At 42.2% G+C, this 23,761-nt stretch carries 17 protein-coding genes and 1 riboswitch; of the genes, 13 read left to right on the forward strand and 4 right to left on the reverse strand.

The window, feature by feature from the left end; genetic code table 11:
- Nucleotides 1–4: 4 nt before the first annotated feature.
- The 3 genes from AN393_RS07310 to dapA are packed head-to-tail and all read right to left on the reverse strand — an operon-like array spanning nt 5 to nt 2,850.
- Nucleotides 5–1,210 carry a PLP-dependent decarboxylase gene (locus AN393_RS07310; RefSeq protein ID WP_055017730.1) on the reverse strand — a complete coding sequence of 402 codons (1,206 nt, stop codon included), beginning with the start codon at nt 1,208–1,210 and terminating at the stop codon, nt 5–7.
- A complete protein-coding gene (locus AN393_RS07315) occupies nt 1,210–1,950 on the reverse strand; it encodes a 2,3,4,5-tetrahydropyridine-2,6-dicarboxylate N-succinyltransferase (protein ID WP_055017731.1) in 741 nt (246 codons plus the stop codon). Before AN393_RS07315 ends, AN393_RS07310 begins: the two co-directional genes overlap by 1 nt.
- Before the next feature lie 15 nt (nt 1,951–1,965).
- Complete coding sequence (gene dapA / locus AN393_RS07320) at nt 1,966–2,850, reverse strand: 4-hydroxy-tetrahydrodipicolinate synthase (protein WP_055015633.1); 885 nt, start codon at nt 2,848–2,850, stop codon at nt 1,966–1,968.
- A gap of 128 nt (nt 2,851–2,978) precedes the next feature.
- Nucleotides 2,979–3,175, reverse strand: a riboswitch (Lysine riboswitch).
- 194 nt (nt 3,176–3,369) lie between these two features.
- Here dapA and AN393_RS07325 point away from each other — a divergent pair.
- From AN393_RS07325 to AN393_RS07350, 6 genes are all read left to right on the forward strand, one after another.
- Nucleotides 3,370–4,074, forward strand: a complete 705-nt coding sequence (locus tag AN393_RS07325) for a DNA-3-methyladenine glycosylase I (protein WP_055015632.1) — start codon at nt 3,370–3,372, stop codon at nt 4,072–4,074.
- A 2-nt stretch (nt 4,075–4,076) separates the two neighbouring features.
- Complete coding sequence (locus AN393_RS07330; RefSeq protein ID WP_055017732.1) at nt 4,077–5,483, forward strand: YdiU family protein; 1,407 nt, start codon at nt 4,077–4,079, stop codon at nt 5,481–5,483.
- Nucleotides 5,484–5,817: 334 nt separating this feature from the next.
- Complete coding sequence (locus AN393_RS07335) at nt 5,818–6,876, forward strand: OmpA family protein (protein WP_055017733.1); 1,059 nt, start codon at nt 5,818–5,820, stop codon at nt 6,874–6,876.
- Nucleotides 6,877–7,184: 308 nt separating this feature from the next.
- Nucleotides 7,185–9,782, forward strand: coding sequence for a bifunctional aconitate hydratase 2/2-methylisocitrate dehydratase (gene acnB / locus AN393_RS07340; protein ID WP_055017734.1), 2,598 nt, complete (start codon nt 7,185–7,187; stop codon nt 9,780–9,782).
- 198 nt (nt 9,783–9,980) lie between these two features.
- Nucleotides 9,981–10,613, forward strand: coding sequence for a 2OG-Fe dioxygenase family protein (locus tag AN393_RS07345; protein WP_055015628.1), 633 nt, complete (start codon nt 9,981–9,983; stop codon nt 10,611–10,613).
- Between the two features lie 9 nt (nt 10,614–10,622).
- A complete protein-coding gene (locus tag AN393_RS07350) occupies nt 10,623–11,858 on the forward strand; it encodes a cysteine desulfurase-like protein (protein ID WP_055015627.1) in 1,236 nt (411 codons plus the stop codon).
- 75 nt (nt 11,859–11,933) lie between these two features.
- Here the strand turns inward: AN393_RS07350 and AN393_RS07355 are convergent, their stop codons facing one another.
- Nucleotides 11,934–12,638 (reverse strand): 2OG-Fe(II) oxygenase, encoded by a 705-nt coding sequence (locus AN393_RS07355; protein WP_055015626.1) that lies wholly within the window; start codon nt 12,636–12,638, stop codon nt 11,934–11,936.
- Nucleotides 12,639–12,674: 36 nt separating this feature from the next.
- Between AN393_RS07355 and AN393_RS07360 the strand changes: the two genes are divergently transcribed.
- From AN393_RS07360 to AN393_RS07390, 7 genes are all read left to right on the forward strand, one after another.
- Nucleotides 12,675–13,064 (forward strand): thioesterase family protein, encoded by a 390-nt coding sequence (locus AN393_RS07360; RefSeq protein ID WP_055017735.1) that lies wholly within the window; start codon nt 12,675–12,677, stop codon nt 13,062–13,064.
- A gap of 182 nt (nt 13,065–13,246) precedes the next feature.
- Nucleotides 13,247–14,227 (forward strand): aldose epimerase family protein, encoded by a 981-nt coding sequence (locus AN393_RS07365; RefSeq protein ID WP_055017736.1) that lies wholly within the window; start codon nt 13,247–13,249, stop codon nt 14,225–14,227.
- A gap of 186 nt (nt 14,228–14,413) precedes the next feature.
- Complete coding sequence (locus AN393_RS07370) at nt 14,414–17,158, forward strand: TonB-dependent receptor (RefSeq protein ID WP_055015623.1); 2,745 nt, start codon at nt 14,414–14,416, stop codon at nt 17,156–17,158.
- Between the two features lie 173 nt (nt 17,159–17,331).
- Nucleotides 17,332–18,858, forward strand: coding sequence for a tryptophan halogenase family protein (locus AN393_RS07375; protein WP_055015622.1), 1,527 nt, complete (start codon nt 17,332–17,334; stop codon nt 18,856–18,858).
- 12 nt (nt 18,859–18,870) lie between these two features.
- Nucleotides 18,871–19,632, forward strand: coding sequence for a SapC family protein (locus AN393_RS07380; protein WP_055017737.1), 762 nt, complete (start codon nt 18,871–18,873; stop codon nt 19,630–19,632).
- 81 nt (nt 19,633–19,713) lie between these two features.
- Nucleotides 19,714–21,192 (forward strand): SLC5 family protein, encoded by a 1,479-nt coding sequence (locus tag AN393_RS07385; protein WP_055015620.1) that lies wholly within the window; start codon nt 19,714–19,716, stop codon nt 21,190–21,192.
- 432 nt (nt 21,193–21,624) lie between these two features.
- Nucleotides 21,625–23,757 (forward strand): alpha-galactosidase, encoded by a 2,133-nt coding sequence (locus tag AN393_RS07390; protein ID WP_055017738.1) that lies wholly within the window; start codon nt 21,625–21,627, stop codon nt 23,755–23,757.
- Nucleotides 23,758–23,761: the final 4 nt, after the last annotated feature.

Raw genomic sequence — 23,761 nt, forward strand, 5'->3', positions numbered from 1 at the left:
TTTATTACCTTAGGTAGTGGCTAGCATCTTCAGCTTGGCGTACACACGTGAGCTCGCCATTTTGTAATACGTATTCTGCAGCTAGCTCATGGCATAAAAAAAAGGGCATGCTTTCGGTAAAACCATAGGCGCCACATTGGCTAAACACCAGCCAGTCTTGCTCGTTTAAATCGCTTGGTAGGGTATGCTCGCCCAAGCAATCAAGGGCAGTACATAATGGGCCATATAAGCTCATTGCTTGTTCGGGCGCCGTTGATTCGCGTAGTAGCGCTGCAGGAAAGTCTTGGCTTGTAACTGCTGGGCGTAATAAGTGGTTAATACCACCGGTTAAAATAACTTGCTGTTGCCCGTAGTTTTGTTTGCACTCAACAACGGGGTTAGCGTAATGACCGCATTCGCCTACAGCATAGCGGCCAAGCTCCATCCAAAGCTCGTCTACACCTGCGCCTTTTTTAATTTTTGCCAGTGCGGTGATTAATTCATTCCACTCAAGTGTTGCATCGTTTGGTATGTAAGGAATACCTAAACCGCCGCCTAAGTCTAAAATTTTCAGGTTTACATTTAGGTTACTGGCAAGGGCTGTAAGCGGTGCAATCATTTGCGACCACAGCTCGCTTAGCTTTTGCGTGCTAAGCATGTTGCCCCACTGGAAAATATGTAGGCCATCAAAGCTTAGGGCTGGGTAATCGCCAGTATTGAGTGCTTGCCATTCATCGCAGCCAAGCCCAAACGGAGTTAGGCTGTCACCCCCTAGTGGATTTTTTTCACCTTCAGGCCAGCGTAGTTGCACACGCAATAAAACTTGCAACTGCGTATTTTGCAGCTGCGCTTGTTGGTTTAACCAATGTACTTGATTGAGGCTTTCGGCAACAAATATACGTACGCCGCGCTCAATAAAGTGTTTAATTTGTTTAGGGCTCTTTGCAGGCCCTGTGTTGAGCACGCGCTGCGAACTAATACCTTGTGCAAGGACTTGTTCAAGCTCACCTTTACTTGCTACGTCAAAGTTAAATCCGGCGTTGTCTAGGCATTGAATAACCTTAGAGAGCGGGTTCGCTTTTACTGCATACCAAAGCTTTACATCGGTTTGCGCAACTAAACGCGCAAGGTGTGCGTTTAGTTTATCTAAGTCGTAAACGAAAAAAGGGGTATCAAGTTGCTGTGTAAGCGTATTAACAGCGTTTTTGATTGGCGTGCTCAAAAAGCTCATTATCGTAAAACCTCTTCTAGCAATAATGATGCATCGCTTTGCTCGTCGCGGTATTTAACAATTAACGCACACGACATGCTTAGGTCTTGCTCACGAGCCCATTCGTTAGACGCTGGGCGAGAGCCTGGTATTACAATTGCGTATTCTGGAATTGGCTCGCCTTTTTCAAGCTGGCGCTCGTTTACGCAGTCGTATACTGGAATGGTTGCTGATAAGCGCACACCTGGTGCAAGTACCGCGCCTTTTTTAACCACTACACCTTCTACTATCACGCAGCCTGCGCCAATAAACGCATCGTCTTCAACCACGACTGGGCTAGCACCGATTGGCTCTAACACACCACCAAGTTGAACAGCTGCACTTAAATGTACATTTTTACCCACTTGTGCACACGAGCCCACTAATGCGTGGCTATCAACCATAGTGCCTTCGTCGATGTATGCGCCAATATTTACGTACGCTGGTGGCATAATAATCGTGCCTTTAGCTACGTATGCACCACGGCGAACACTGGTGCCACCTGGTACCATACGCACGCCATCTTCAGTGCTAAATTCTTGTGGTGCAAGGTTATGCTTATCTACAAAGCCACCTGCAAACTCAGTGTTAGTGCCATTTTTAAAGGCTTCTAAAATGCCTTGTTTTACTTTTACGTTAGCTTCCCATTGGCCGCTTTCGTTTTGTGATGCTGCGCGTACTGCGCCCGATTCTAAATTATTTAGTAGTTCTAACCAGCTCATTATAAAAACCTGTGTTTAATGCCAAGATAAAATGGTGTCGTTTGCAGTGGTAATGCAATCGGTTTGCGTTAACTCAAGATGCGTTAAAGGTGGACGCAACAGTGGGCTATTTAAACGCCCTTGCTGGTGCATTAGCACTTTAACGGGAATAGGGTTTGCTACAGCAAATAGGCTATTGATAGCCCGGGTCCACTGAGCAAATAAATTGGGGTGTTGACCGCTTAGGCTGCGCCTTACAAACTCGTGTGTTTGCAAGGGCCATGCATTGGCCGCAACCGAAACCAAGCCTTTTGCACCTGCTTGGGCAAAGTAGGGCATAAGTGCATCGTCGCCACTGTATAGCGCTAAATTAGGCGCGGCTTGACGGTATGCTTCGAATTGGGTGATGTTGCCACTGGCTTCTTTTAACGCCCACAAGTTTGGGTGCGCTTTTAAGTTTTCAATGGTTTCGATAGGAATGCTTACACCGCTGCGCCCAGGTACGTTGTACAACATACACGGATGCGCGCTTTCGCTTAATAAGCTTTCGTACCAATGTGTTTGACCTACAGCACCTGGTTTAGCATAAAGCGGCGAGCCTAGTAAGTAACTGTGAATAGGTAGCTGATTACAATAGCTAACCCATTCTTTTTGTTGGGCTAAATTGCTACCGCCTACAGCAACCATAAGCGGTACACTGGGCTTTAATTGGCACACGTGCTCAACAATGCCTTGCTGCTCTTTAAGCGTAAGGGCTAAGCCTTCACCTGTACTACCAAGCAGTAAAATACCGTTTTGTGCCGCTTCTTGTTCGCTAACAAGTGTTGTGAGCGTGTCGTAGTCAACATTACCTTGTTGATCAAACGGCGTAACAAGCGCTGTCCACAGTGCGTAGTCGTCTAAATTGAAGTTGTGAATCATCTCTTACGAACCTATAAGGTGTTCGAGATATTAAGGAGGCTGTATGATGTGAGCCGCATTAACGTCGTTCGAACAGTATTCGAAGAGCGAATGGGCTTAAAATAATAGGGCGCACGGCCTTATTATTTAAGACCAGAAGCTCTCCACCAAACTAATAAGCTGCTTTAAAACAGCTATTGGTGACAGTCGCTAGGATTCAACCTAGTCGCCCGAAGTAATTGCCTCGCAAAAGCGTTTACCTCTCGGCGGTATTCCCCTCACATATGCTCACTGGAGTTTGCGCTCCTAACATACGCTACCTGAATAACGCACCTCTTCTAGCCCTTTGTATTTTGTTTAACCGCAAAAGGTTTAACAAAATACAATTTAAATAGGGTAATTGCGACGATTAAAACATTTTAGCCGTCTAGGTGTCAAGTTGCAGGATACAGATTAGTTCATCGAAAATGTGGGTGGTTACGTATTGGCTGCTTTTCTCGTAAACTAACCCTATGAGCAGTGATGAGGTATTTAATAAGTATGGAAAAATTTAGCGATATTTATAAGCGAGCTGTAGAGCGAAAAGGCTCTGAAAAAATGCTTAAGTTATTAATCGCAAAACCCTTATCTAAAAAAGCATTAAGCGCATTAAGTGACGACGATTGGCTTGAAGAATTTACCCGAAAAGTATTTCAAAGCGGGTTTTACTGGTCGGTAATAAACAGTAAATGGCCGGGTTTTAGAGAGGTTTTTTGGCAGTTTAGTGTTGATAAATTACTTATGATGCCGCCCGATATGCTTGAGCAAAAAGCAACGGATGAGCGCATTATTCGTAATTATAAAAAGGTAAAAACAATTCCTGAAAATGCCTACATGATCCACGAAATAGCTCAGCAACATGGCAGTTTTAGCAAGTTTGTAGCTAACTGGCCAAACGATGACATTATTGGTTTATGGGCATATTTAAAAAAACACGGCGCACGTTTGGGTGGAAATACTGGCCCGTATGCCTTAAGAGCGCTTGGTAAAGATACTTTTTTACTTTCGCGAGATGTAGAAAGCTACCTAAGAGCGCACAAAATTATCGATGGCGGCCTGCAAACTAAAAAATCCCTCACTGCCGCACAAGCGTTTTTTAACGAAATGCAAAAGCAAAGTGGTTTGAGCCTGCAAGAACTTAGCTTAATTGTGGCTTACAGCGTGGGCGACAATCGCGTAGGCATAAGCCAACAAACAGAGGATTAACCATGAAACTAGTGCCAAGATACGCAGACATAGCAGATAACTTCGCAATAGAGGACAGTCCATCAAGCGTTGCAGCCGCGCAATTGCTTTTATGGAATGAAGCGTTAGCACAGCAGTTTAATATAGATGTTGAGCCTGCGCTGCGCGCTAGTACTTTTGCTGGTAACGAGCCACAACCGGTAAGTGCTGTAGCGCTTGGCTATTCTGGGCACCAGTTTGGGCACTTTTCGCCGCGCTTGGGTGATGGGCGAGCGCACTTACTGGGTGCTATCAGCGATGATAAAAGTCAGCTGTGGGATATTCAGCTAAAAGGCTCAGGGGCCACTCCTTTTTCAAGAGGAGGCGATGGACGATGTGCACTAGGTCCCGCTATTCGTGAGTATATCATGAGCGAAGCTATGCATGGGTTAGGAATTAAAACTACGCGGTGTTTGGCTGTTGTTGGCACAGGCGAAGCCGTTTATCGTAATCCACCGCAACCAGGCGCAATTGTGACTCGCTTAGCAAGTAGTCATATTCGCGTTGGCTCGTTTCAGTATTTAGCAACCCAAGGTGATGTAGAGGGATTAAAAAAACTAGCTGATGCAGCCATTGAACGCCATTACCCAAGTATTCAGTCAACAGGCGCACAGCGTTATTTAGACTTTTTAGCAGCCGTTATAAATAGTCAGCTAGCACTGGTTATTAGCTGGATGCGAGTGGGGTTTATTCATGGCGTTATGAACACTGACAACACACTTGTAAGCGGCGAAACTATCGACTACGGCCCGTGCGCAATGATGAATACATTTGATTTTGATACCGTGTTTAGCTCAATTGATAAGCAAGGTCGCTATGCCTATGGTAATCAGCCAAATATTGTAAGTTGGAACTGCGCGCGTTTAGCCGAGAGCCTAATACCGCTGATAGATGAAGATGACGAACAAGCTGTAAGTTTAATGACGCCGCTAATTAATCAGTTTTCTACGTTATTTAACGAGCAATATAATCAAATGTGGGCACAAAAATTAGGCTTAGCAGGTTATCACGAAGACGATGTGGAGCTTGTAAGTAAGTTATTATTGTTATTCCAAGAGCATAAGCTCGATTATACCAATACCTTTGATGCCCTTACCGAGTCACTAAATGGTGGCAAAGTGCCAGATGAATTAACGCAATGGGCCCAGTTATGGCAAAAAAGGTGTGATGAAAACAGCTACAACCTAATGAGAGCGGCCAACCCAAGGGTTATTCCACGTAATCACATCGTCGAAGAAATCCTTGCACAATATAATCAATACGGCGAGAGCGATCTGCTAAGCGACTTCTTAACGGTGATGAGTAAGCCCTATGATAAAACAGCTAATTTAGCCCGCTTTCAAGAGACAGGTAAAGATGACAAGGGCTATCAAACTTTTTGCGGTACTTAAGTATTGTAATTAATTGTAAGTTTTTGATTATAAATAGTCATTTTTAAATAATGCAGTGTACAATGATTGAGCAGTTAGGCGCTCAGTGGTATTGTGCGCATTCACAAACAGTAACTATTAATAAATTACCCTAATTTATTAATTGCAGATTAGGTAAAAATTTTTACTTAACCTACAATTGGTGGTTGGAATGCCTGTAGATCGTTGAAAAAATTTATAAACTTTATTTTTCGTTAAGTATCGATTAACAAAAGCTCGGGTAGTGTGTACAAAACTGGTTGAGCTAGTATTGATTAGCTACAATTTTCTAAGTTGTTAAAATGGGAAGAAAACAATGAAATTAAAATCACTTACAATTGCAATTGCGTTAGCTGCAACTAGCGCGTCTACATTCGCTGCTGATAAAGAAGAAGGTTTCTACATTGGTGCATTTGGTGACTACTATGATGCGTCATGGGAAAACATGCGCGCTCAAGCTGGTCTTGACGTAAACGAGTCAACTGGTTGGGGTGTAGAAGCAGGTTACCGTTTCAGCGATTACTGGAGCGCACGCCTTGAGTATGCAGATATGGACTTTAACGCGTTCGATAAAGCTGCGGGCAATCGTAATAATATCGACGGCGAGCGTTACGGTATTGATGCACTTTACCACCTTGACGGCGGTCCTTTCTACGGTCTATTCGGTATTAAAGAAATGGACGTAGTAGATGACAACACATTCTTAAACGCAGGTGTTGGTTACCAACACTTTATTACTGATGGCTTTTTCGTAAACGCTGAAACTGCGGTATATCAAGGTCTTGATAAAGGTTACACAGATGTAGGCGCTAAAATTGGTATTAACTACTTATTTGGCCAAAACTCTATGCCTGCACAGCCGGTAGAACCAGCACCTACCACAGTGGTAGAGGTTCCTGTTGAACCTAAAGACAGCGATAACGATAACATCTTAGACAAAGATGATAAGTGTCCTAATACGCCAATGACAGACGCTGTTGATGGCGATGGCTGTACTTTATACGAAGACCGTGAAGTAACAACTAGCTTATTAGTTACTTTCCCACATGATTCTGCACAAGTTGGTCAACGTTACTTTGACGACATCGCATCAGTATCTGAGTTTTTAAAAGAGCACGAAGATACAACTGTACTACTTGAAGGCCACGCGTCAGCGGTAGGTAATGCAAACTACAACAAGATGCTTTCTAAAAAGCGTGCTGATGATGTAGCACAAGAGCTAATTAAAGATGGTATTGCTGAAGATCGCATTACAACTGTTGGTCTAGGTGAAGAACGTCTTAAAAATACAGCTAACACGAAAGAAGCCCACGCTGAAAACCGTCGTGTAGAAGCACATGTAAAATCTATTGAACGTGTAAAAGTTAAGCGTTAATAGTTACTTACTTTATTTTAAAAACCCAGCTTAGTGCTGGGTTTTTTTATGCCTTTAAAACAGCATATGCAATATTAATCAGATTAAACAAGAATGATTATTACTTAACAAACATTCACGAAAATAGAATTTGCGCTCACCACTATTCATAATATTTATAGTCGGTATAATCAGTTGCTTAGCTGGATGGATTTTCATCTATACATAAAAGCTTTATAATCCCGCGTTAGAATACTATAAGTATTGGGTTACTTTTTTTGCGCATGAGGCGCTACCGAATACTTTCACGTCACCAAGAGGGCAATATTGTGCTACAAGAATATCGTAAACACGTAGAAGAACGTGCCGCGTTAGGTATCGTACCAGCGCCATTAGATGCTCAGCAAACGGCTGATCTTATTGAACTAATTAAAAACCCGCCAGCGGGCGAAGAAGAGTTCATCTTAGATTTACTCGTCAACCGTGTACCACCAGGTGTTGATGATGCAGCATACATCAAAGCAGGCTTTTTAGCGGCAGTTGCTAAAGGCGAAGCACAATCTCCATTAGTATCTAAAGAAAAAGCAGCAGAACTATTAGGTACAATGCTAGGTGGTTACAACATCGCCCCAATGATTGAGCTACTTGATGACGAAACACTTGCGCCTATCGCTGTAAAAGGTCTATCAAACACATTATTAATGTTTGATGCATTTTATGACGTAGAAGAAAAAGCAAAAGCAGGTAATGAGCATGCTAAAAAGATTATCCAATCTTGGGCAGATGCAGAATGGTTTACTAACAAGCCAGCCGTTGCTGAAAAAATCTCTGTTACAGTATTTAAAGTAACGGGTGAAACAAATACAGATGATTTATCACCTGCACCAGATGCATGGTCACGTCCAGATATTCCGCTTCATGCTTTAGCTATGCTGAAAAATGAGCGCGACGGTATTAACCCTGAAAAACCAGGTGAAGTTGGTCCAATTTCACAGTTAGAAGAGTTAAAAGCGAAAGGTTTACCGCTTGCATACGTAGGTGACGTTGTAGGTACGGGTTCTTCTCGTAAATCGGCAACCAACTCTGTGCTTTGGTTTATGGGCGATGACATCCCATACGTACCTAATAAGCGCGTGGGTGGTGTATGTTTAGGTAACAAAATTGCGCCTATCTTCTTCAACACAATGGAAGATTCGGGTGCGTTACCAATTGAGTTAAATGTTGATGAGTTCAACATGGGTGATCAAATTGATATTTACCCATACGAAGGTGTAGTTAAGCGTCACGGTACTGATGACGTTATCTCTACTTTTGAACTTAAATCAGACGTTATTTTAGATGAAGTACGTGCCGGCGGCCGTATTCCTCTAATCATTGGTCGTGGTCTAACAGACAAAGCACGTACCTCTTTAGGTTTAGGTGCGACTGACGTATTTAAAGTACCAGCAGTAACAGAAGTGTCTGATAAAGGCTTTACACTAGCACAAAAAATGGTTGGTAAAGCATGTAACGTAGCAGGTATTCGCCCTGGCCAATACTGTGAGCCAAAAATGACCACTGTAGGTTCGCAAGATACTACAGGTCCTATGACACGTGATGAGCTTAAAGACTTAGCATGTTTAGGTTTCTCTGCAGATTTAACAATGCAGTCATTCTGTCATACCTCTGCTTACCCTAAACCAATTGACGTAAACACTCACCATACGCTTCCTGATTTCATCATGAACCGTGGCGGTGTTTCACTTCGCCCTGGCGACGGTGTAATTCACTCTTGGTTAAACCGTATGTTATTACCAGATACTGTAGGTACCGGTGGTGACTCACATACACGTTTCCCATTAGGTATTTCGTTCCCAGCGGGTTCAGGCGCAGTAGCGTTCGCAGCAGCAACAGGTGTTATGCCACTTGACATGCCTGAGTCTATTTTGGTTCGCTTTAAAGGTGAAATGCAGCCAGGTATCACTTTACGTGACCTAGTACACGCAATCCCTTACTACGGTATTAAGCAAGGCTTATTAACAGTAGAGAAAAAAGGTAAAATCAACGAATTCTCTGGTCGCGTACTAGAAATTGAAGGTGTTGAGCACTTAACTGTTGAGCAAGCGTTTGAATTATCAGATGCATCAGCAGAGCGTTCAGCTGCAGGTTGTACTGTTAAGCTTTCTAAAGAGTCTATCAGCGAATACCTTGAGTCTAACATTGTTATGCTTAAGTGGATGATCTCTGAAGGTTACGGCGATGTACGTACAATCGAGCGTCGTATTACAGCAATGCAAGAGTGGTTAGCAAACCCAGAACTTATGGAAGCTGATGCTGATGCAGAGTACAAGCACGTTGTAGAAATCGACCTAGCAGAAATTAAAGAGCCAATCCTTTGTGCTCCAAATGACCCAGATGATGCGCGTTTACTTTCTGATGTTACTGGCGAGAAAATCGACGAAGTATTCATCGGTTCTTGTATGACTAACATTGGTCACTTCCGTGCTGCGGGTAAATTACTAGATGGCTTTACTGGTCGTATCCCAACTCAACTTTGGGTAGCTCCACCAACGAAGATGGATAAAGACCAACTCACTGACGAAGGTTACTACGGTATCTTTGGTCGTGTTGGTGCGCGTATCGAAACGCCAGGGTGTTCACTGTGTATGGGTAACCAAGCACGTGTTGCTGATAAAGCAACGGTTGTTTCTACCTCAACACGTAACTTCCCTAACCGTCTAGGTACAGGCGCAAATGTATTCTTAGCATCAGCCGAACTTGCTGCTGTTGCGGCAATCTTAGGTAAATTACCTACACCTGCTGAGTACCAAGAATACGCAGAGAAAATCAATGCAACGGCTGCAGATACATATCGTTACTTGAACTTCCACCGTATGCCTCAGTACACTAAAAAAGCAGACAACGTAATTATTCAGCAAGCTGTATAATTTAAATCTGTTTTAAAAAAACCCGCTTAGGCGGGTTTTTTATTGGTTGAAATAAAATTGAATATTTCATGCTGTAATGAGTTTTAATTGAATTAAATATAACCATTACCCACTTTTTATATAAATAATAAAGCAAACATTCCTTTCTATATGCATTAAAATCTCTTTTAATATTCTCATTATTTTAAGCGAGATTTTATGACTGCATTAAACAACCAGAATTTACTGCAACTACGTTTTATTAACCAAGCAAATATTGATTTGGTTAAGCCTTCTTTTGATAACCTACCTGCGAATCCATATGCAGATGGTGAATTTCGTAAGCGTCGTTACTCGGTAATTAAATTTCAAAATGGTGAGCTAAAACTACAAGCTGCCAAAGCATTTGTTCAAGACGATTCTATCAATACCTTTCAGGGTAATGTTGAGCGTACTTATGAAAACTTAGAGCAAAGCTTACTTGAGTCAGAGGGTATGAAAAGCATTGTAAGTGAGTTTTGTGAGCTTACCGGCATTGATGAAGGCCGTGATATTGAAATACATCAATTTAGAATGCTTGCTATTGATAGCGATACGCCAGCGGCACCTGAAGGCGTGCACCAAGATGGCTTTGACCATGTTTGTGTGTGTGGTGTTTCTCACGAAAACCTAGAAGGCGGTGAGCTGTTAGTATACGAACACAAGCAAGCCGAACCGTGTTTTAAAATGGAAATTAAAGACGGCATGTTTGCACTAATAAACGACCGTCAAGTTTGGCACAATGCAACGCCAATGAACAAAGTAGATGCAAGCAAGCCAGGTTACCTGGATTGTTTTGTACTTACCTCTTAAGGAGTGCTCATGAACATAGCGCAATTACGTGAGCAGTTTCCTGCATTAATACAAACTGTTGATGGTAAATCGCCAATATTTTTAGATGGTCCAGGTGGCTCTCAAGTACCTCAGTCTGTTCTAAATGCAATGACTGCTTATTTAGGGCATTACAACTCAAACTTAGGTGGTGCGTTTTTTTCAAGTGATAAAACCGTTGAGTTAATGGCCAATGCGCGCCAAGCAGCGGCCGACTTACTGAATGCGCCAAGTGCACAAAATATAGTGTTTGGCCCTAACATGACCAGCCTTACCTTTAGCTTTAGTCGCGCTATTTCACGTGATTGGCAAGCCGGTGATGAGATTATTGTGACTAACGCTGATCACTTCTCAAATGTATCGTCTTGGCAGCAAGCAGCGCAAGATAAAGGCGTTAAAGTTCAAACAGCTTTAATTAACGAGACTGATTGCAGCTTAGATATGGCGCAGTTTGCAAGCTTATTAAACAGCAATACTAAACTGGTTGCGGTAACTTACGCTTCAAATACCACAGGTTCTATTAACGATATAAAACGTATTATAGAGCTTGCTCATGCTGTAGGCGCATTAGTGTACGTTGATGCCGTGCATTATGCACCGCATGAGCTTGTTGACGTGCAGGCCCTAGGTTGCGACTTCTTGGCCTGTTCAGCGTATAAGTTTTTTGGCCCTCACTTAGGTATGGTGTACGGTAAAACACAGCATCTTGAAGGTTTTACGCCTTACAAAGTAGAACCAGCTAAAGATGTAGCACCAGGCAGATGGGAAACAGGCACGCAAAGCTTTGAAGCGTTAGCTGGTTTTATTGCCGCTGTTGATTACATTGCTGCAATTAGCGAACTTGACGACAGCCACACACGCCGTGAAAAGTTAACTGCGGCGTTTGCTAAAACAAAGCAGCACGAAATGGCGCTGAGTGAGTACTTTTTAACGCGTTTAGTAAATTACCCGCGTATTAAGCTATTTGGCATTGATGACCTTGAGCGCTTAAACGAACGTACGCCTACATTTGCTTTAACCTTTGAAGGGTTAGAGCCGCGTGAGGTGTCTGAGTTTTTAGGCAAACAGCATATTTGTGTGTGGGATGGTAACTTTTATGCACAAGGCTTATGTCAGCAATTAGGCGTGCTTGATAAAGGCGGTGTAGTGCGCATTGGTTGTATGCATTATAACACTACCGAAGAGCTAGATAAGTTATTTGATTTATTTGATGAGTTATTGGGCTAAAGCCTTATCCAGCAAGTATTTTAAAAGCCATAAGTAAAAACCTTATGGCTTTTTTATTGGTTGATCACTTAGGAGCTAGCTCTTAGGTGTACCGTATATGTACTCTGCACGATTAAATAGCACCCATGACGTTAATATATATTTATCGTTCGAAACCGGCTTATTACCTCGATGGGTGTGCGTAAAGTAGCCAGGGGCAATGACCATAGTGCCTTTTTTAGGCGCAATTTTACGTTTTTGATAATAAAACTCTGTTTCGCCACCTTCCTCTACATCGTTTAAATAAAACATAAATAATAATACACGGTGCAGCGCTTCATTATGTTGTAGTTGTGGATACACTTCACTATGCCAGTAAGGGTAGCCGCCTTTATTTATTTCGTACTTTTGCGCCTGAATGTTTCCAAGTCTAAATATTTGCTGTACCAGAACAGAGAGTTGGGGTTTGCCCACTTCGTCAAAGTTATCCTGTGTTAAATCCACCACATCCCCCGTTTTTGGGTGGTAAACTTTTAAGCCAAATGCGCCAATTAACATAAAAAAGTGGGCTTCTACATAGTTAAAAACATGCTGTGCAGTGGTTTGCTGAATATGCTTTAATTGTTGTGCGTATTCTGGGTAAGCGTTTAGTTGTAGGTCGTGGCTGTCTTTCTTTTTTAAGTCCACACCACCAGAAGTTACACCTTGTTTTACATGCGGGCTGTTAGAAAATGTGGTAATAAAATTATCGCAAAAATCATCGCTTAACGCGTTATCAATAACGTGGATAAAGTCCGTCATGATTTACCTTTTTATTTAGTTATTATTTGGATTTTTATGTTTATTGAAAAAGTGATGCCGCGCTTTAGCGAAACAGATGCACTCGGACATATTAACAATACCGTACTACCAGTATGGTTTGAAGCCGCACGTGTCCCTATTTTTAAATTTTTTACTCCCGATCTAAACCCACACGACTGGAAACTGATCATCGCTAAAATAGAAGCATCGTTTGTAGGGGAGTTATTTTATGGTCACGAAGTCACTGTCAAAACCTCTGTAGAGAATATAGGAAATAGCTCCTTTACCATTAAGCAAGAGGCGTGGCAGCAAGGTAAATGCTGTGTTGTGGGTAAAACGGTATTAGTGCGTTATAACTTTAAAAACAAAGCTAAGCAAAATTTAAGTGAGGCAGAAGTCGCAGCACTTGACGAGCACCTAATTTAACTAGGTGTATGTACTCCACGCAACGAGGAGCGGTTATGTAAACCACAAGCGACAGCTGTAAATTTTTATAGCTGTTTTTTTAACGTAATTTGATTGAGTTACGCTCCTTACTTATATACTATTTATATTATATATTGTTGCACCGCTATAACAGGTACTGTTGAGCAGGTAGTTTATGGAGAATGAATGTGGCATCTACAACTGGCAATAAACCGTTAGAGGTGATAACGCTTAGCGATGGTAAAAGCTTAACTGCAGAAATATTGCCATTTGGCGCTATTATCAAAAGCATAAAGTTTAATAACCAAGAGATGACGCTCGCAGTGAGCGACCCACAGTATTATTTAGAAAACCCATTTTATTTAGGTGCAACAGTCGGGCGCTACGCAAATCGTATTGAAAACGCACATTTTGTATTATCAGGCACAGAGTACCAACTTAAAGCAAATAATGGCCCAAATAGCTTACATGGCGGCGAAAAAGGCTTTAATAAAGTACTGTGGCAAGTCACTAAACAAAACAGTAATGAAGTGGAGCTTTATTATTGCTCGGCAGATGGTGAAGAAGGCTTTCCTGGTCAATTACACGTTTGGCAAACCATAACCGCTTGTAACGGTGAGCTTATACTTTCTTATAAAGCCAAAACCGATAAAGAAACCCTCGTTAACTTTACTAACCACTGCTATTTTAATCTTGAAGGCAGCGAGAGCATTAACGATCACCTGCTGCAAATAAATACCGCAACCTATTTACCTATCGATAGTAACAGTATACCGCTTGCCCATCATGAAGATGGTTCGGGCAGTTGTTTTGATTTTACCAACCCTAAGCGCATTGGCGATGCACTGTGTGCACACCATGCGCAACTTAATGCCGGCAGTGGCTTTGATCATTGCTATATTTTTAGTGATGACAGCCGCTTAAAAACTATGGCTATATTAACCTCGCCACACACGGGCGTTAATTTAACCCTTAAAAGTACCCAACCTGGTATGCAGCTTTATACAGCAAATTTTGTAGGCTCCCCGTTTAAAGCCCGCCAGGCCGTATGCTTAGAGGCACAAAACTGGCCTAACGCCGCAAATAGAAGTGATTTTCCTAAAGCTAATTTATTACCAAATGAAGAATATTCTCAGCAAATAATTTTTTCATTTACACAATAACGTACTAATTCCACTGTTAAATTAAAGAAAACAAAAAGAAAAATACACGTAACAAAAAGATAGCCATAATTAAGGAAAAGGTTGCACTTTTCCTCAATTTAAAGTATTTATATTATAAATAGTATTTGAAGCTATACACACCGCACAACAACAAAATGACTACACACAATCAGGAGTTTTTAAAAAATGATAATTAACAATAAGTTATCGTTCAACAAGAAAACCGCACTCAGTATTGCTATTACAGGCATATTGGCAAGCGGTAACGTTGCAGCTCAAGGCGCTGAAGGCGACACACCGACAGTAGATAAAGATGTTGAGGTTATCGCAGTAACGGGTATTCGCAGCAGCTTACGTTCATCAATGTTAGATAAAAAAGCATCTAATGTTGTAACCGATGGGATTAAAGCAGAAGATCTTGGTAAATTTCCTGATTTAAACGTCGCAGAGTCTTTGCAACGTATCACAGGTGTAGCCATTGACCGTAGTGGTGGTGAAGGGCAAGCAGTAACCATTCGTGGTTTTGGTCCACAATTTAATACGGTCCTTGTAAATGGTCGTCAAATTGCAACAGACAGCGCGGGTCGTGAATTTAACTTTGATGTATTAGCAGCAGATCAAATCACCGGTGCAGATATTTATAAAAGTAACAGTGCAACGCTTCAAGAAGGTGGCATTGGGGGGACGGTTAACGTAACCACAGCCCGTCCATTCGATTTTGGTGGCTTACACGTAATTGGTTCAGTAAAAGGTATGTACGAAAGCCTTTCTGAAGAAGTATCTCCATCGGCTTCATTTTTAGTAAGTAATACGTTTAACGACGACAAGCTTGGTGTGCTTTTTGCCATCACTAACCAACAACGTAAGCTGCAAAACAACCAAATTTTAACGGCGGGTTGGCGTGGTGGACAAACAATTTCAAACCCACAAGATGGCGTGTTATACGACAATGCATACATCCCACGTAACTGGGACCAAGTTGTAGATGAGCAAGACCGCGAACGTACCAATGCAAGCTTAGTATTACAATATGCACCGTCTGATGATATTACTATTACCGTAGATGGTTTAATTTCAAAATTTGAAGTGGACTCATCAGTGCGCGATTTAGCGTCTTGGTTTGAACCAGACCGCGTCGGTAGCGCAACAATCGACCCAGAAACGGGCACCTTACTTACCTTTACGCAAGAAGTAGGTTTAGGTAACGCCAGTGGCAACCCAGCAACCGACTTTGTATCGCACACACGTAACTCGCGTGATGTAACTAACAAAGCGTTTGGCGTTAACGTTGACTGGCAAGTAAACGAGTCATTAAAAGCAAAATTTGACGTGTCTCGCTCAACAGCTGAAAACGACCGTGCAGGTAACGACCGCTTTAACGTAGTGGGTATTATTAACAGCTACAGCTTTGATGGCACCGGTAGCGTTCCTACCGTACAGCATGATGGCTTTGAAAATGGCTCGCTGCCAGATGCAAGCCTTGCGCGTCTTCACTACAACGAAATTGGTAACCAGTTTACTGATGAAGATGAAATTACCGAAATTAAAGCCGATTTTGAGTACGTACCAGATAAAGGCCCAGTTGATCGCATTAACTTTGGTGCATATCGTCAAGAACGTGAAAAATCAAGCTTCCAAATTTTTGGTAGCCAATGTCAATTTTGTGGTTACGGCACTGAAGCACCACTTGATGAAATTGATTTTGAAGCGTATTCAGCAAGTAACTACTTCCCAGGTTTGATCGATACATTTTATAGCTACGACGGCGACAAAATGCTTGATTACCTAGCTGATCAGGGTTTCCCTGTTGAGCCAACACTACAAAATAACCGTTACACAATTAACGAAGATATCACTAGCCTTTACATGGACTTTACCATTGGTTTTGACCTAGCTGATATGCCAGTAACAGTTAACATGGGTGCACGTTACTCAGAAACAGATATTGAAGTAGCTGCTGTACAAAGTTTTATCAGTGATGTTATTCCTACCTCTGATGCCACTTTATTCCAAAATGTATTTGGCCCGGCAACAGACATTAAAGAAGGGACAAGTTACTCAAACTTACTTCCGTCGTTTAACGTTAAGCTTGAACTGCAAGACAACATGATTTTACGCTTTGCAGCGTACGACAGTATTACTCGTCCTACTATGTCACAGTTATCACCTGCGACCACGTTTAACGAGCCTCGTCGTCAAAACTTAACAGCAAGTGGTGGTAACCCAGCTCTTAAGCCGTTCCAGTCTGAAAACTGGGATATCTCTTACGAGTGGTATTACAACGATGCTAACTTATTTAGCTTTGCCGTATTTAGTAAAGAAGTGGATGACTTTATTGTTACCCTAACCGGCGACGAAACATACGACATGACTGACCGTACAGGCCCTGATTTTGCGTGTACAACCTGTACTGACCAAACCGATGCCGAGCTTAACGGTAGCTCAGAAGTTTACACTGTGAGCCGCCCGCAAAATGGTGAGTCTGCAACGGTAACGGGTTACGAAATCGGTGTAACTCATATGTTTGAAAACGGCTTTGGTTTTATTGCTAATGCCACAGTAGTAGATAGCGACATTAGTGTTGGCTCTGATACTTCACAAACATTTGCCCTTGAAGGCTTAGGTGATTCGCAAAACTTAGTATTGTTTTACGAGCAAGATAATTGGCAGGCACGTGTTGCATTTAACAACCGTGAAGGCTTTTTACGCTTAGTTGATAACGGCTTTAACGGCGAACCAGTGAACGTAGAAACGTACGGTCAATGGGATATTAGTGCAAGCTACGACATCAACGAAAACTTCACTATTTTTGCCGAAGGCATCAACATTACTGAAGAAGAGCTAGTGCAAACGGGCCGTTTTGCTAATCAAATCTACTCTGTAGAAGATAATGGCTCACGTTACGCGTTTGGTATTCGCGGTACGTTTTAATTGATAGCAGAGGCAGCGATAGCCTCTTAGTTTTCATTGCAGTGCATAATAAGTACTGTTACTAATAAAGTTAGTAGCTAATTTGCACAAAATGAGACTAATTTAAACAAATGCCCGAAAGGGCATTTGTTGTCTAATCGGTTATCAATAAAGTACTCAAAGAGTAGTCCGTTATGAATAAAGCAATAAAAACAATCGCCGTAATTGGTGGCGGTACAGCAGGATGGCTGAGCGCTGCAATTATCGCTTCGTATCACCAAGGTAATAAGGGTGATGGCTTAAAAGTGATGTTGGTAGAATCATCTGATATTCCAACAATTGGTGTAGGTGAAGGTACCTGGCCCACGATGAAAAACACGCTTCAGCAAATTGGTTTGCGAGAAGTGGACGTATTTAAAGCCTGTAATGCCACCTTTAAACAAGGCGGAAAATTTGTAAACTGGACACATGGCAACAACGATTTTTACTACCATCCCTTTACGGTACCGCTAGGCTACGGCCGTATAGATTTAGCCCCCTATTTAGATAATGTTGAAAACTTTGCCCAGCAAACTAATTTTCAGCACGATATTTGCGAAGCAAACTTAGCGCCAAGAGGCATTGCACAAGGTGAGTATCAAGCTAATTGTAATTATGCATATCATTTAGATGCCGGTGCCTTTGCGGAACTATTAAAGCAACATTGTAAGAGCAAACTAGGCATTGAGCATATTATTGGCACCGTTGAACAGGTAAAGCTTGATGAAAGCGGGGCTATAAACACCCTTACCTTAAAAGATCAAACCCGCACCATAAACGCCGATTTATACATAGATTGCACGGGTTTTTCATCGCTGTTATTAGGCCAAGCCCTTAACGTGCCATTTAAAAAAATGGACCACGTATTATTTAACGACAGCGCCCTAGCTATGCAAGTCCCCTATGAAGAAGGCGATGAGTCACTGGCAAGTCATACCATTGCCACCGCACAAAATGCTGGGTGGATTTGGGATATAGGCCTAACGCATCGCCGTGGTGTAGGGCATGTATATTCAAGCAAGTTTTTATCAGATGAAGAAGCCGAACAAAACTTACGTAACTATTTAGGTGATGCCGCTAAAGGTTTAACCGCCCGAAAAATAAATTTTGAGTCGGGTTACAGAGAAAAGTTTTGGCACAAAAACTGTGTTGCAGTGGGGATGTCGGCAGGGTTTGTAGAGCCGCTTGAGGCAACCGCCATTATGTTAGTTGAAATTTCCTCTCGCTTTGTTGCAGAGCATATGCCAGCCGATACCCAAGTAATGCCCATAGTTGCAAAGCGCTTTAATGAACAAATGGATTATCGCTGGCAGCGTATTATCGACTTTTTAAAACTACATTACATGCTAACTAAGCGCCCAGAGCCTTATTGGCAAGCGCACGTACAACCGCAAAGCATTCCGCAAAGCTTACAAGAAGACTTATTGCTTTGGGGCGCACGTGGCCCACTTATTCAAGATTTTCATGGCGCATTAGAGCTATTTCCTGCCGCCAGTTACCAGTATGTTTTATACGGTATGGGCTTTAAGCCTGACTTTACTAAGCAAGCGTATTTGTACTCAAACGATGCGCAAGCAAACCAAATAATTGAACGTAACAGCCAGCTTACACAGCAGATGTTGCAAACGTTGCCGCCTCACCGTGCTTATATTGAGCAGTGGCTTGCGGCTAACCCAGTTTAAGGATGTGTAACTATGGCAATTAGTGAACTATCAAATACTCAACACCAAGCAATAAAAATTAACCCTAATGCGGGTGTTGAATACGCAAAAACACAGCATTTAGTCAATCTACGTGCAAACGAAGTAGCAAAAGCTGCCTGCGATTTACCTATTTTTTTAGCGCGTAATGCACACAACGGCAGCTACACTATTTCGGGCTTAACCAGCTTTAGGGCTGGGCAAAGTTTATTTGTGAGTAACAATCACTGGCAAGCGCTTTATACGCCTGTGTGCATGCAAGCCCAGCCGCTTTATTTACTCACTCGTGAGGCAAATAGCAGTGATTACTTTATTGCTATTGATGAGCAAAGCTCAGCCGTTAACACGCAGCAAGGCGAGCCGTTATTTGATGCCAAAGGCAACCCAAGCCTGTATTTAAGTGCGCAGCAAAAGCTACTAGAAAACGATTTAAAAAATGATTACCAAACGTATCAATTTACCCAAGAAATTGCCCGTTTAGGGCTTATCAAAAACATAGATATTGTTTTGCAGTTTGAACAAGGCGAGGCGCAAACTATTCAAGGTTTGAGCACTGTTGATGAAGATAAACTGCAAACTTTAGACAGCGATACCATTGCCAATTTACACAAACAAGGTTACCTAAGCGTACTTAACAGCATGCTTATTTCGTTGTTTCAGTTAAATGCGTTAGTAAAGCGTCATAACCAGCATCCTGAACTTATGCCATTAAAACAAATTAAGTTAGAACTAAGTCGAGATGCTCACGCACTGTAAGGTGCAATTTATTATTTAGCCTTCATAGGCTAATACGTTCACATAGACAGACATTGCGTTTAACGCGCTGGAGACACACACATGTCAGACAACATTTTGCAGTTGGTGGTTTTTTTCTTTGTAACCGCCTTAATTGGTGGGCTTACATATTGGAAGTGCCGAGGCCAAAACCGTAATAGTGGTGATAATCAAACAAAAGAGTATTTTTTAGCAGGCGGTGGCCTTACTTGGATGTTTGTTGCAGGTTCAATTACGCTCACAAATTTAAGTACCGACCAGCTGGTGGGCATGAATGGCAATCAAATGGCTTTGCTCGTGTGGTGGGAATTAGCGGCTATTTTAGGGCTTATTATTTTAGCCAAAGTATTTATTCCTGTTTATTACAAGTACAACTGTACAACCACCACAGAGCTGTTAGAAAAACGCTACAACAATAAGCATATTCGTGCTGTTATTGGTGGCTTATTCTTTTTAGGTAACGCGCTAATTTACATGCCTGCGGTTATATATTCTGGTGCGCTATTTATGCAAACCATGTTTAAAGTTGATATTCCGCTAATGTACATAGCGACCGCATTTGCATTGGTAGGCGCTATTTATGCATTTTTTGGAGGCTTACGCGCGGTTGCTGTATCAGATACTTATAATGGTTTATTAGTGTTAGGTATGGCAATACTGGTTGTATTTTTAGCGCTTAATGCGATTGATTACGACTTTAGCGACATTCCACAAGAGCGCTTAACACTTATTGGTGACGCTGACTCGCCAATCCCATGGCCTACGCTTTTAACCGGTATGATCTTTATTCAAATGTATTACTGGGGAACTAACCAAACCATTACCCAGCGTGCGATGGCTGCGCCAAACGTTAAAGAAGCGCAAAAAGGGATATTTGCAGCAGCGGGTATTCGCTTTTTAATTGTTCCGGCAATTGTGGTGTTACCGGGTATTATTTCGTACAAACTGTATGGCGACATTGGCGATGCAGCTTATGGCCGAATTGTAGGAGACGTAATGCCCGCATGGTTAACGGGTGTGTTTGCTGCAGCAATGGCAGCAGCAGTGCTTTCTACTTATAACAGCTTATTAAACTCTGCAACTGCATTATATGTGTGTGATATTCACGAAGCATACTTTAATAAAGAACCAAGTGTAGTAAAGCTAAGTGGCTACGTTACGTTGTTACTTACTAGTTTAACGCTTGTGCTTGTGCCTATTTACCAGCAAGCCGACAGCATTATTAACTTACTACAACAGTTAAACGGCTTATTAAGTATGCCTATATTCTCAATTTTTGTCGTGGGCTTATTGTTTAAAAATGTGGATGCGCGTGCAGGTATTGCCGCGGTTATTTTAGGTGTGGTTATGTATGGCATGCTGACATTTGAAAACTCGCCGCTACATACGGAACTACACTATATTCACTTAATGCCAATTACACTTATTGTTTGTGTAGCCTTTGCACTAACCGTTAATAAAGTGGTATTTGGTTTAAATGCACAGTGGTCAGGTAAATCTCCCGTTATTGAAGATACGCCCCAAGTGCACGCACCAAAATAACCAGCAGTAAAAAGTTAAATTACTTTTTATTAGCCAGTTAACACATTACTAAATCGGCCTAAGGTAACTTAGGCCGATTTTTATTTATTAAATTAACCTACACTACACGTAGAAAATCCACCTATCACTCGTTGCGACTTTGAGCGCTAACTACGTAGAGATATTACAAAATTGCCCTGGCTGAAAGTCTGCTAAATAAATATTGCTGAAGGTGTTGTTAAATTTTTTAACCTCAGTTTAATTTAATTACTGGTACAGCCAGTAATAATATTGGCTAAATTACAGTGTAAACACTATCTAAAAGTAATTTGTATGATATATACTATTATTTTAAAATCACTGACTGCAATTTGATGCAGTAAGCGGCGAGTAAGCACACAAATAATGTACTCGCGTATTAAACTCATCTTCATTAAAGAGGACAGGAGAATCATGGCTGATATTAAACCATTCTTTCGATTAGACAGCGCAAACTGCACCGTTATTTTCGACTGCCAGAGCAAAACCCCAGCGTTACTTTATTTTGGTAAGCGTTTATCTGAGCAAACAACTGAAACAATGCTAACTCAGCTTGCGACTCGTCAGGAAGTAAAATGTGCCGTGGTTGAAGAAGCACCTATTTCTCTTTCTCCGCTATTAGGTGAAGGTTTTACTGGTGCACCCGGTTTAGAGTTGAGCAACGACACAATTGCTTGGTCAGTTGGGCCAAAGCTTCAAGAAGTTCGTCAGCCTTGTGCGTCAACCCTTGAGTTTGTAAGCGTAGATGAGCTTCGCGGTATTGAAGTTGTGCACAGTATAACGCTTGATAGCCACACCGATGTACTAAGTGCGCACACGGTTTTAACTAATTTAAGTGATGCACCGTTAAGCGTTAATTTTTGCGCCGCACCCACGTTCCAATTACCCGATAGCATGAACAAGCTAGTGAGCTTTGAAGGGCGTTGGTCTAACGAATTTCAACGCCAATCGGTTGATTTAGTGCTAGGCAGCTTTGTTCGCGAAAACCGTAAAGGTAAAACCTCGCACGATGTATTCCCTGGTTTACTAGTACACGCTGAAGGCGCAGGCGAGCAACAAGGTGAGTGTTACGGCTTTCATTTAGGTTGGAGCGGTAACAATAAGCTACGTGCAGAGCTACTACCTGAAGGGCGCCGTTATGTGCAAATGGGCGAGTTATTATTACCTGGCGAGCTTACCCTTGCCAAAGGCCAAACGTATCAAAGCCCAAGTATTTATGGCTCGTTTTCGAGCGACGGCTTTACTGCACTGTCGCGTAATTTTCATCGTTTTGTTAAAGCTAACTTACTTAGCCAAGCACAGCGCGAAAAAACACGCCCTGTGCATTACAACACGTGGGAAGGCATTTATTTTGACCACGATGTAGACACGCTAAAGCAATTAGCCGACAAAGTAGCGCCATTAGGTGTGGAGCGTTTTGTACTAGACGACGGTTGGTTTAAAGGCCGCCGTGGTGATTATGCAGGCTTAGGTGATTGGACAGTAGATTACGAAATTTATCCAGACGGCCTATCGCCAGTGATTGATCATGTAAACAGTTTAGGCATGGAGTTTGGTATTTGGTTTGAACCTGAAATGGTAAACCCTGACAGTGACTTATACCGCGCTCATCCTGATTGGGTATTAGGCTCAGAAAATAACGAACAACTTAGCTTTAGAAACCAGCTGGTGCTTGATTTAACGCGTACAGAGGTTGTTGAATACCTATACAAAGCGATTGATGACATTTTAGTTGAATACCCAACAATTAAGTACATTAAATGGGATATGAACCGCGATATTAACCACGCGGGTAACTTCTCAGGCAAGCCTGCAGTGCATCAGCAAACACTGGCACTGTATCGTTTAATTGACCGCATTAAAGCGGCGCACCCAGGCCTTGAAATTGAAAGCTGCTCATCAGGCGGTGCCCGTGTAGATTACGGCGTGCTTGCACACACAGACCGTGTATGGACGTCAGATTCTAACGATGCACTTGACCGTCTTGAAATTCAACGTGGTTGTTCTTTCTTCTTTCCATCGTCGGTTATGGGTGCACACGTAGGACCGCGTGATTGTCATATCACAGGGCGTAATGTCAGTATTGAAATGCGTGCTGCGGTATCACTGTTTGGCCACATGGGTATTGAAATGGACCCACGGGAACTGACCGATCATGAATACAATGCGCTTAAAGCGGCTATTGCGCTACACAAAGAGCACCGTGACTTTATTCATGCAGCCGATTTGTATCGCCTCGATAGCGACGATTTATCAATTAACTTTGGTTTAATCGACGAGCAAAAATCAAAAGCGTTATTTGCATATAACAGTGTACGCGAAACACCGCGCACTGCGCCTAATAAGCTTCGTTTTGTTGGTTTAGATGCAGATACGCAGTACACACTTAATTTAGTGTGGCCTGTTAAATTTGAAGAATACCGACCTTCGTCTATTGCCGCTGTTAACGGACAAACATTTACCGGTGAAGCGCTGATGGAATTTGGCCTACAAATGCCAATTTCATTCCCGCAAACATCGCTTATTTTTGAGCTTACTAAAGTATAGCAAG

Source organism: Pseudoalteromonas sp. P1-25, assembly GCF_001401805.1.
Classification (GTDB): Bacteria; Pseudomonadota; Gammaproteobacteria; order Enterobacterales; family Alteromonadaceae; genus Pseudoalteromonas.

Excerpts from the sequence above, each read along its gene's own strand:
- AN393_RS07310 (WP_055017730.1), bottom strand. The coding sequence starts at position 1,210 with ATGAGCTTTTTGAGCACGCCAATCAAAAACGCTGTTAATACGCTTACA.
- AN393_RS07315 (WP_055017731.1), bottom strand. The coding sequence starts at position 1,950 with ATGAGCTGGTTAGAACTACTAAATAATTTAGAATCGGGCGCAGTACGC.
- dapA (WP_055015633.1), bottom strand. The coding sequence starts at position 2,850 with ATGATTCACAACTTCAATTTAGACGACTACGCACTGTGGACAGCGCTT.
- AN393_RS07325 (WP_055015632.1), top strand. The coding sequence starts at position 3,370 with ATGGAAAAATTTAGCGATATTTATAAGCGAGCTGTAGAGCGAAAAGGC.
- AN393_RS07330 (WP_055017732.1), top strand. The coding sequence starts at position 4,077 with ATGAAACTAGTGCCAAGATACGCAGACATAGCAGATAACTTCGCAATA.
- AN393_RS07335 (WP_055017733.1), top strand. The coding sequence starts at position 5,818 with ATGAAATTAAAATCACTTACAATTGCAATTGCGTTAGCTGCAACTAGC.
- AN393_RS07345 (WP_055015628.1), top strand. The coding sequence starts at position 9,981 with ATGACTGCATTAAACAACCAGAATTTACTGCAACTACGTTTTATTAAC.
- AN393_RS07350 (WP_055015627.1), top strand. The coding sequence starts at position 10,623 with ATGAACATAGCGCAATTACGTGAGCAGTTTCCTGCATTAATACAAACT.
- AN393_RS07355 (WP_055015626.1), bottom strand. The coding sequence starts at position 12,638 with ATGACGGACTTTATCCACGTTATTGATAACGCGTTAAGCGATGATTTT.
- AN393_RS07360 (WP_055017735.1), top strand. The coding sequence starts at position 12,675 with ATGTTTATTGAAAAAGTGATGCCGCGCTTTAGCGAAACAGATGCACTC.
- AN393_RS07365 (WP_055017736.1), top strand. The coding sequence starts at position 13,247 with ATGAATGTGGCATCTACAACTGGCAATAAACCGTTAGAGGTGATAACG.
- AN393_RS07370 (WP_055015623.1), top strand. The coding sequence starts at position 14,414 with ATGATAATTAACAATAAGTTATCGTTCAACAAGAAAACCGCACTCAGT.
- AN393_RS07375 (WP_055015622.1), top strand. The coding sequence starts at position 17,332 with ATGAATAAAGCAATAAAAACAATCGCCGTAATTGGTGGCGGTACAGCA.
- AN393_RS07380 (WP_055017737.1), top strand. The coding sequence starts at position 18,871 with ATGGCAATTAGTGAACTATCAAATACTCAACACCAAGCAATAAAAATT.
- AN393_RS07385 (WP_055015620.1), top strand. The coding sequence starts at position 19,714 with ATGTCAGACAACATTTTGCAGTTGGTGGTTTTTTTCTTTGTAACCGCC.
- AN393_RS07390 (WP_055017738.1), top strand. The coding sequence starts at position 21,625 with ATGGCTGATATTAAACCATTCTTTCGATTAGACAGCGCAAACTGCACC.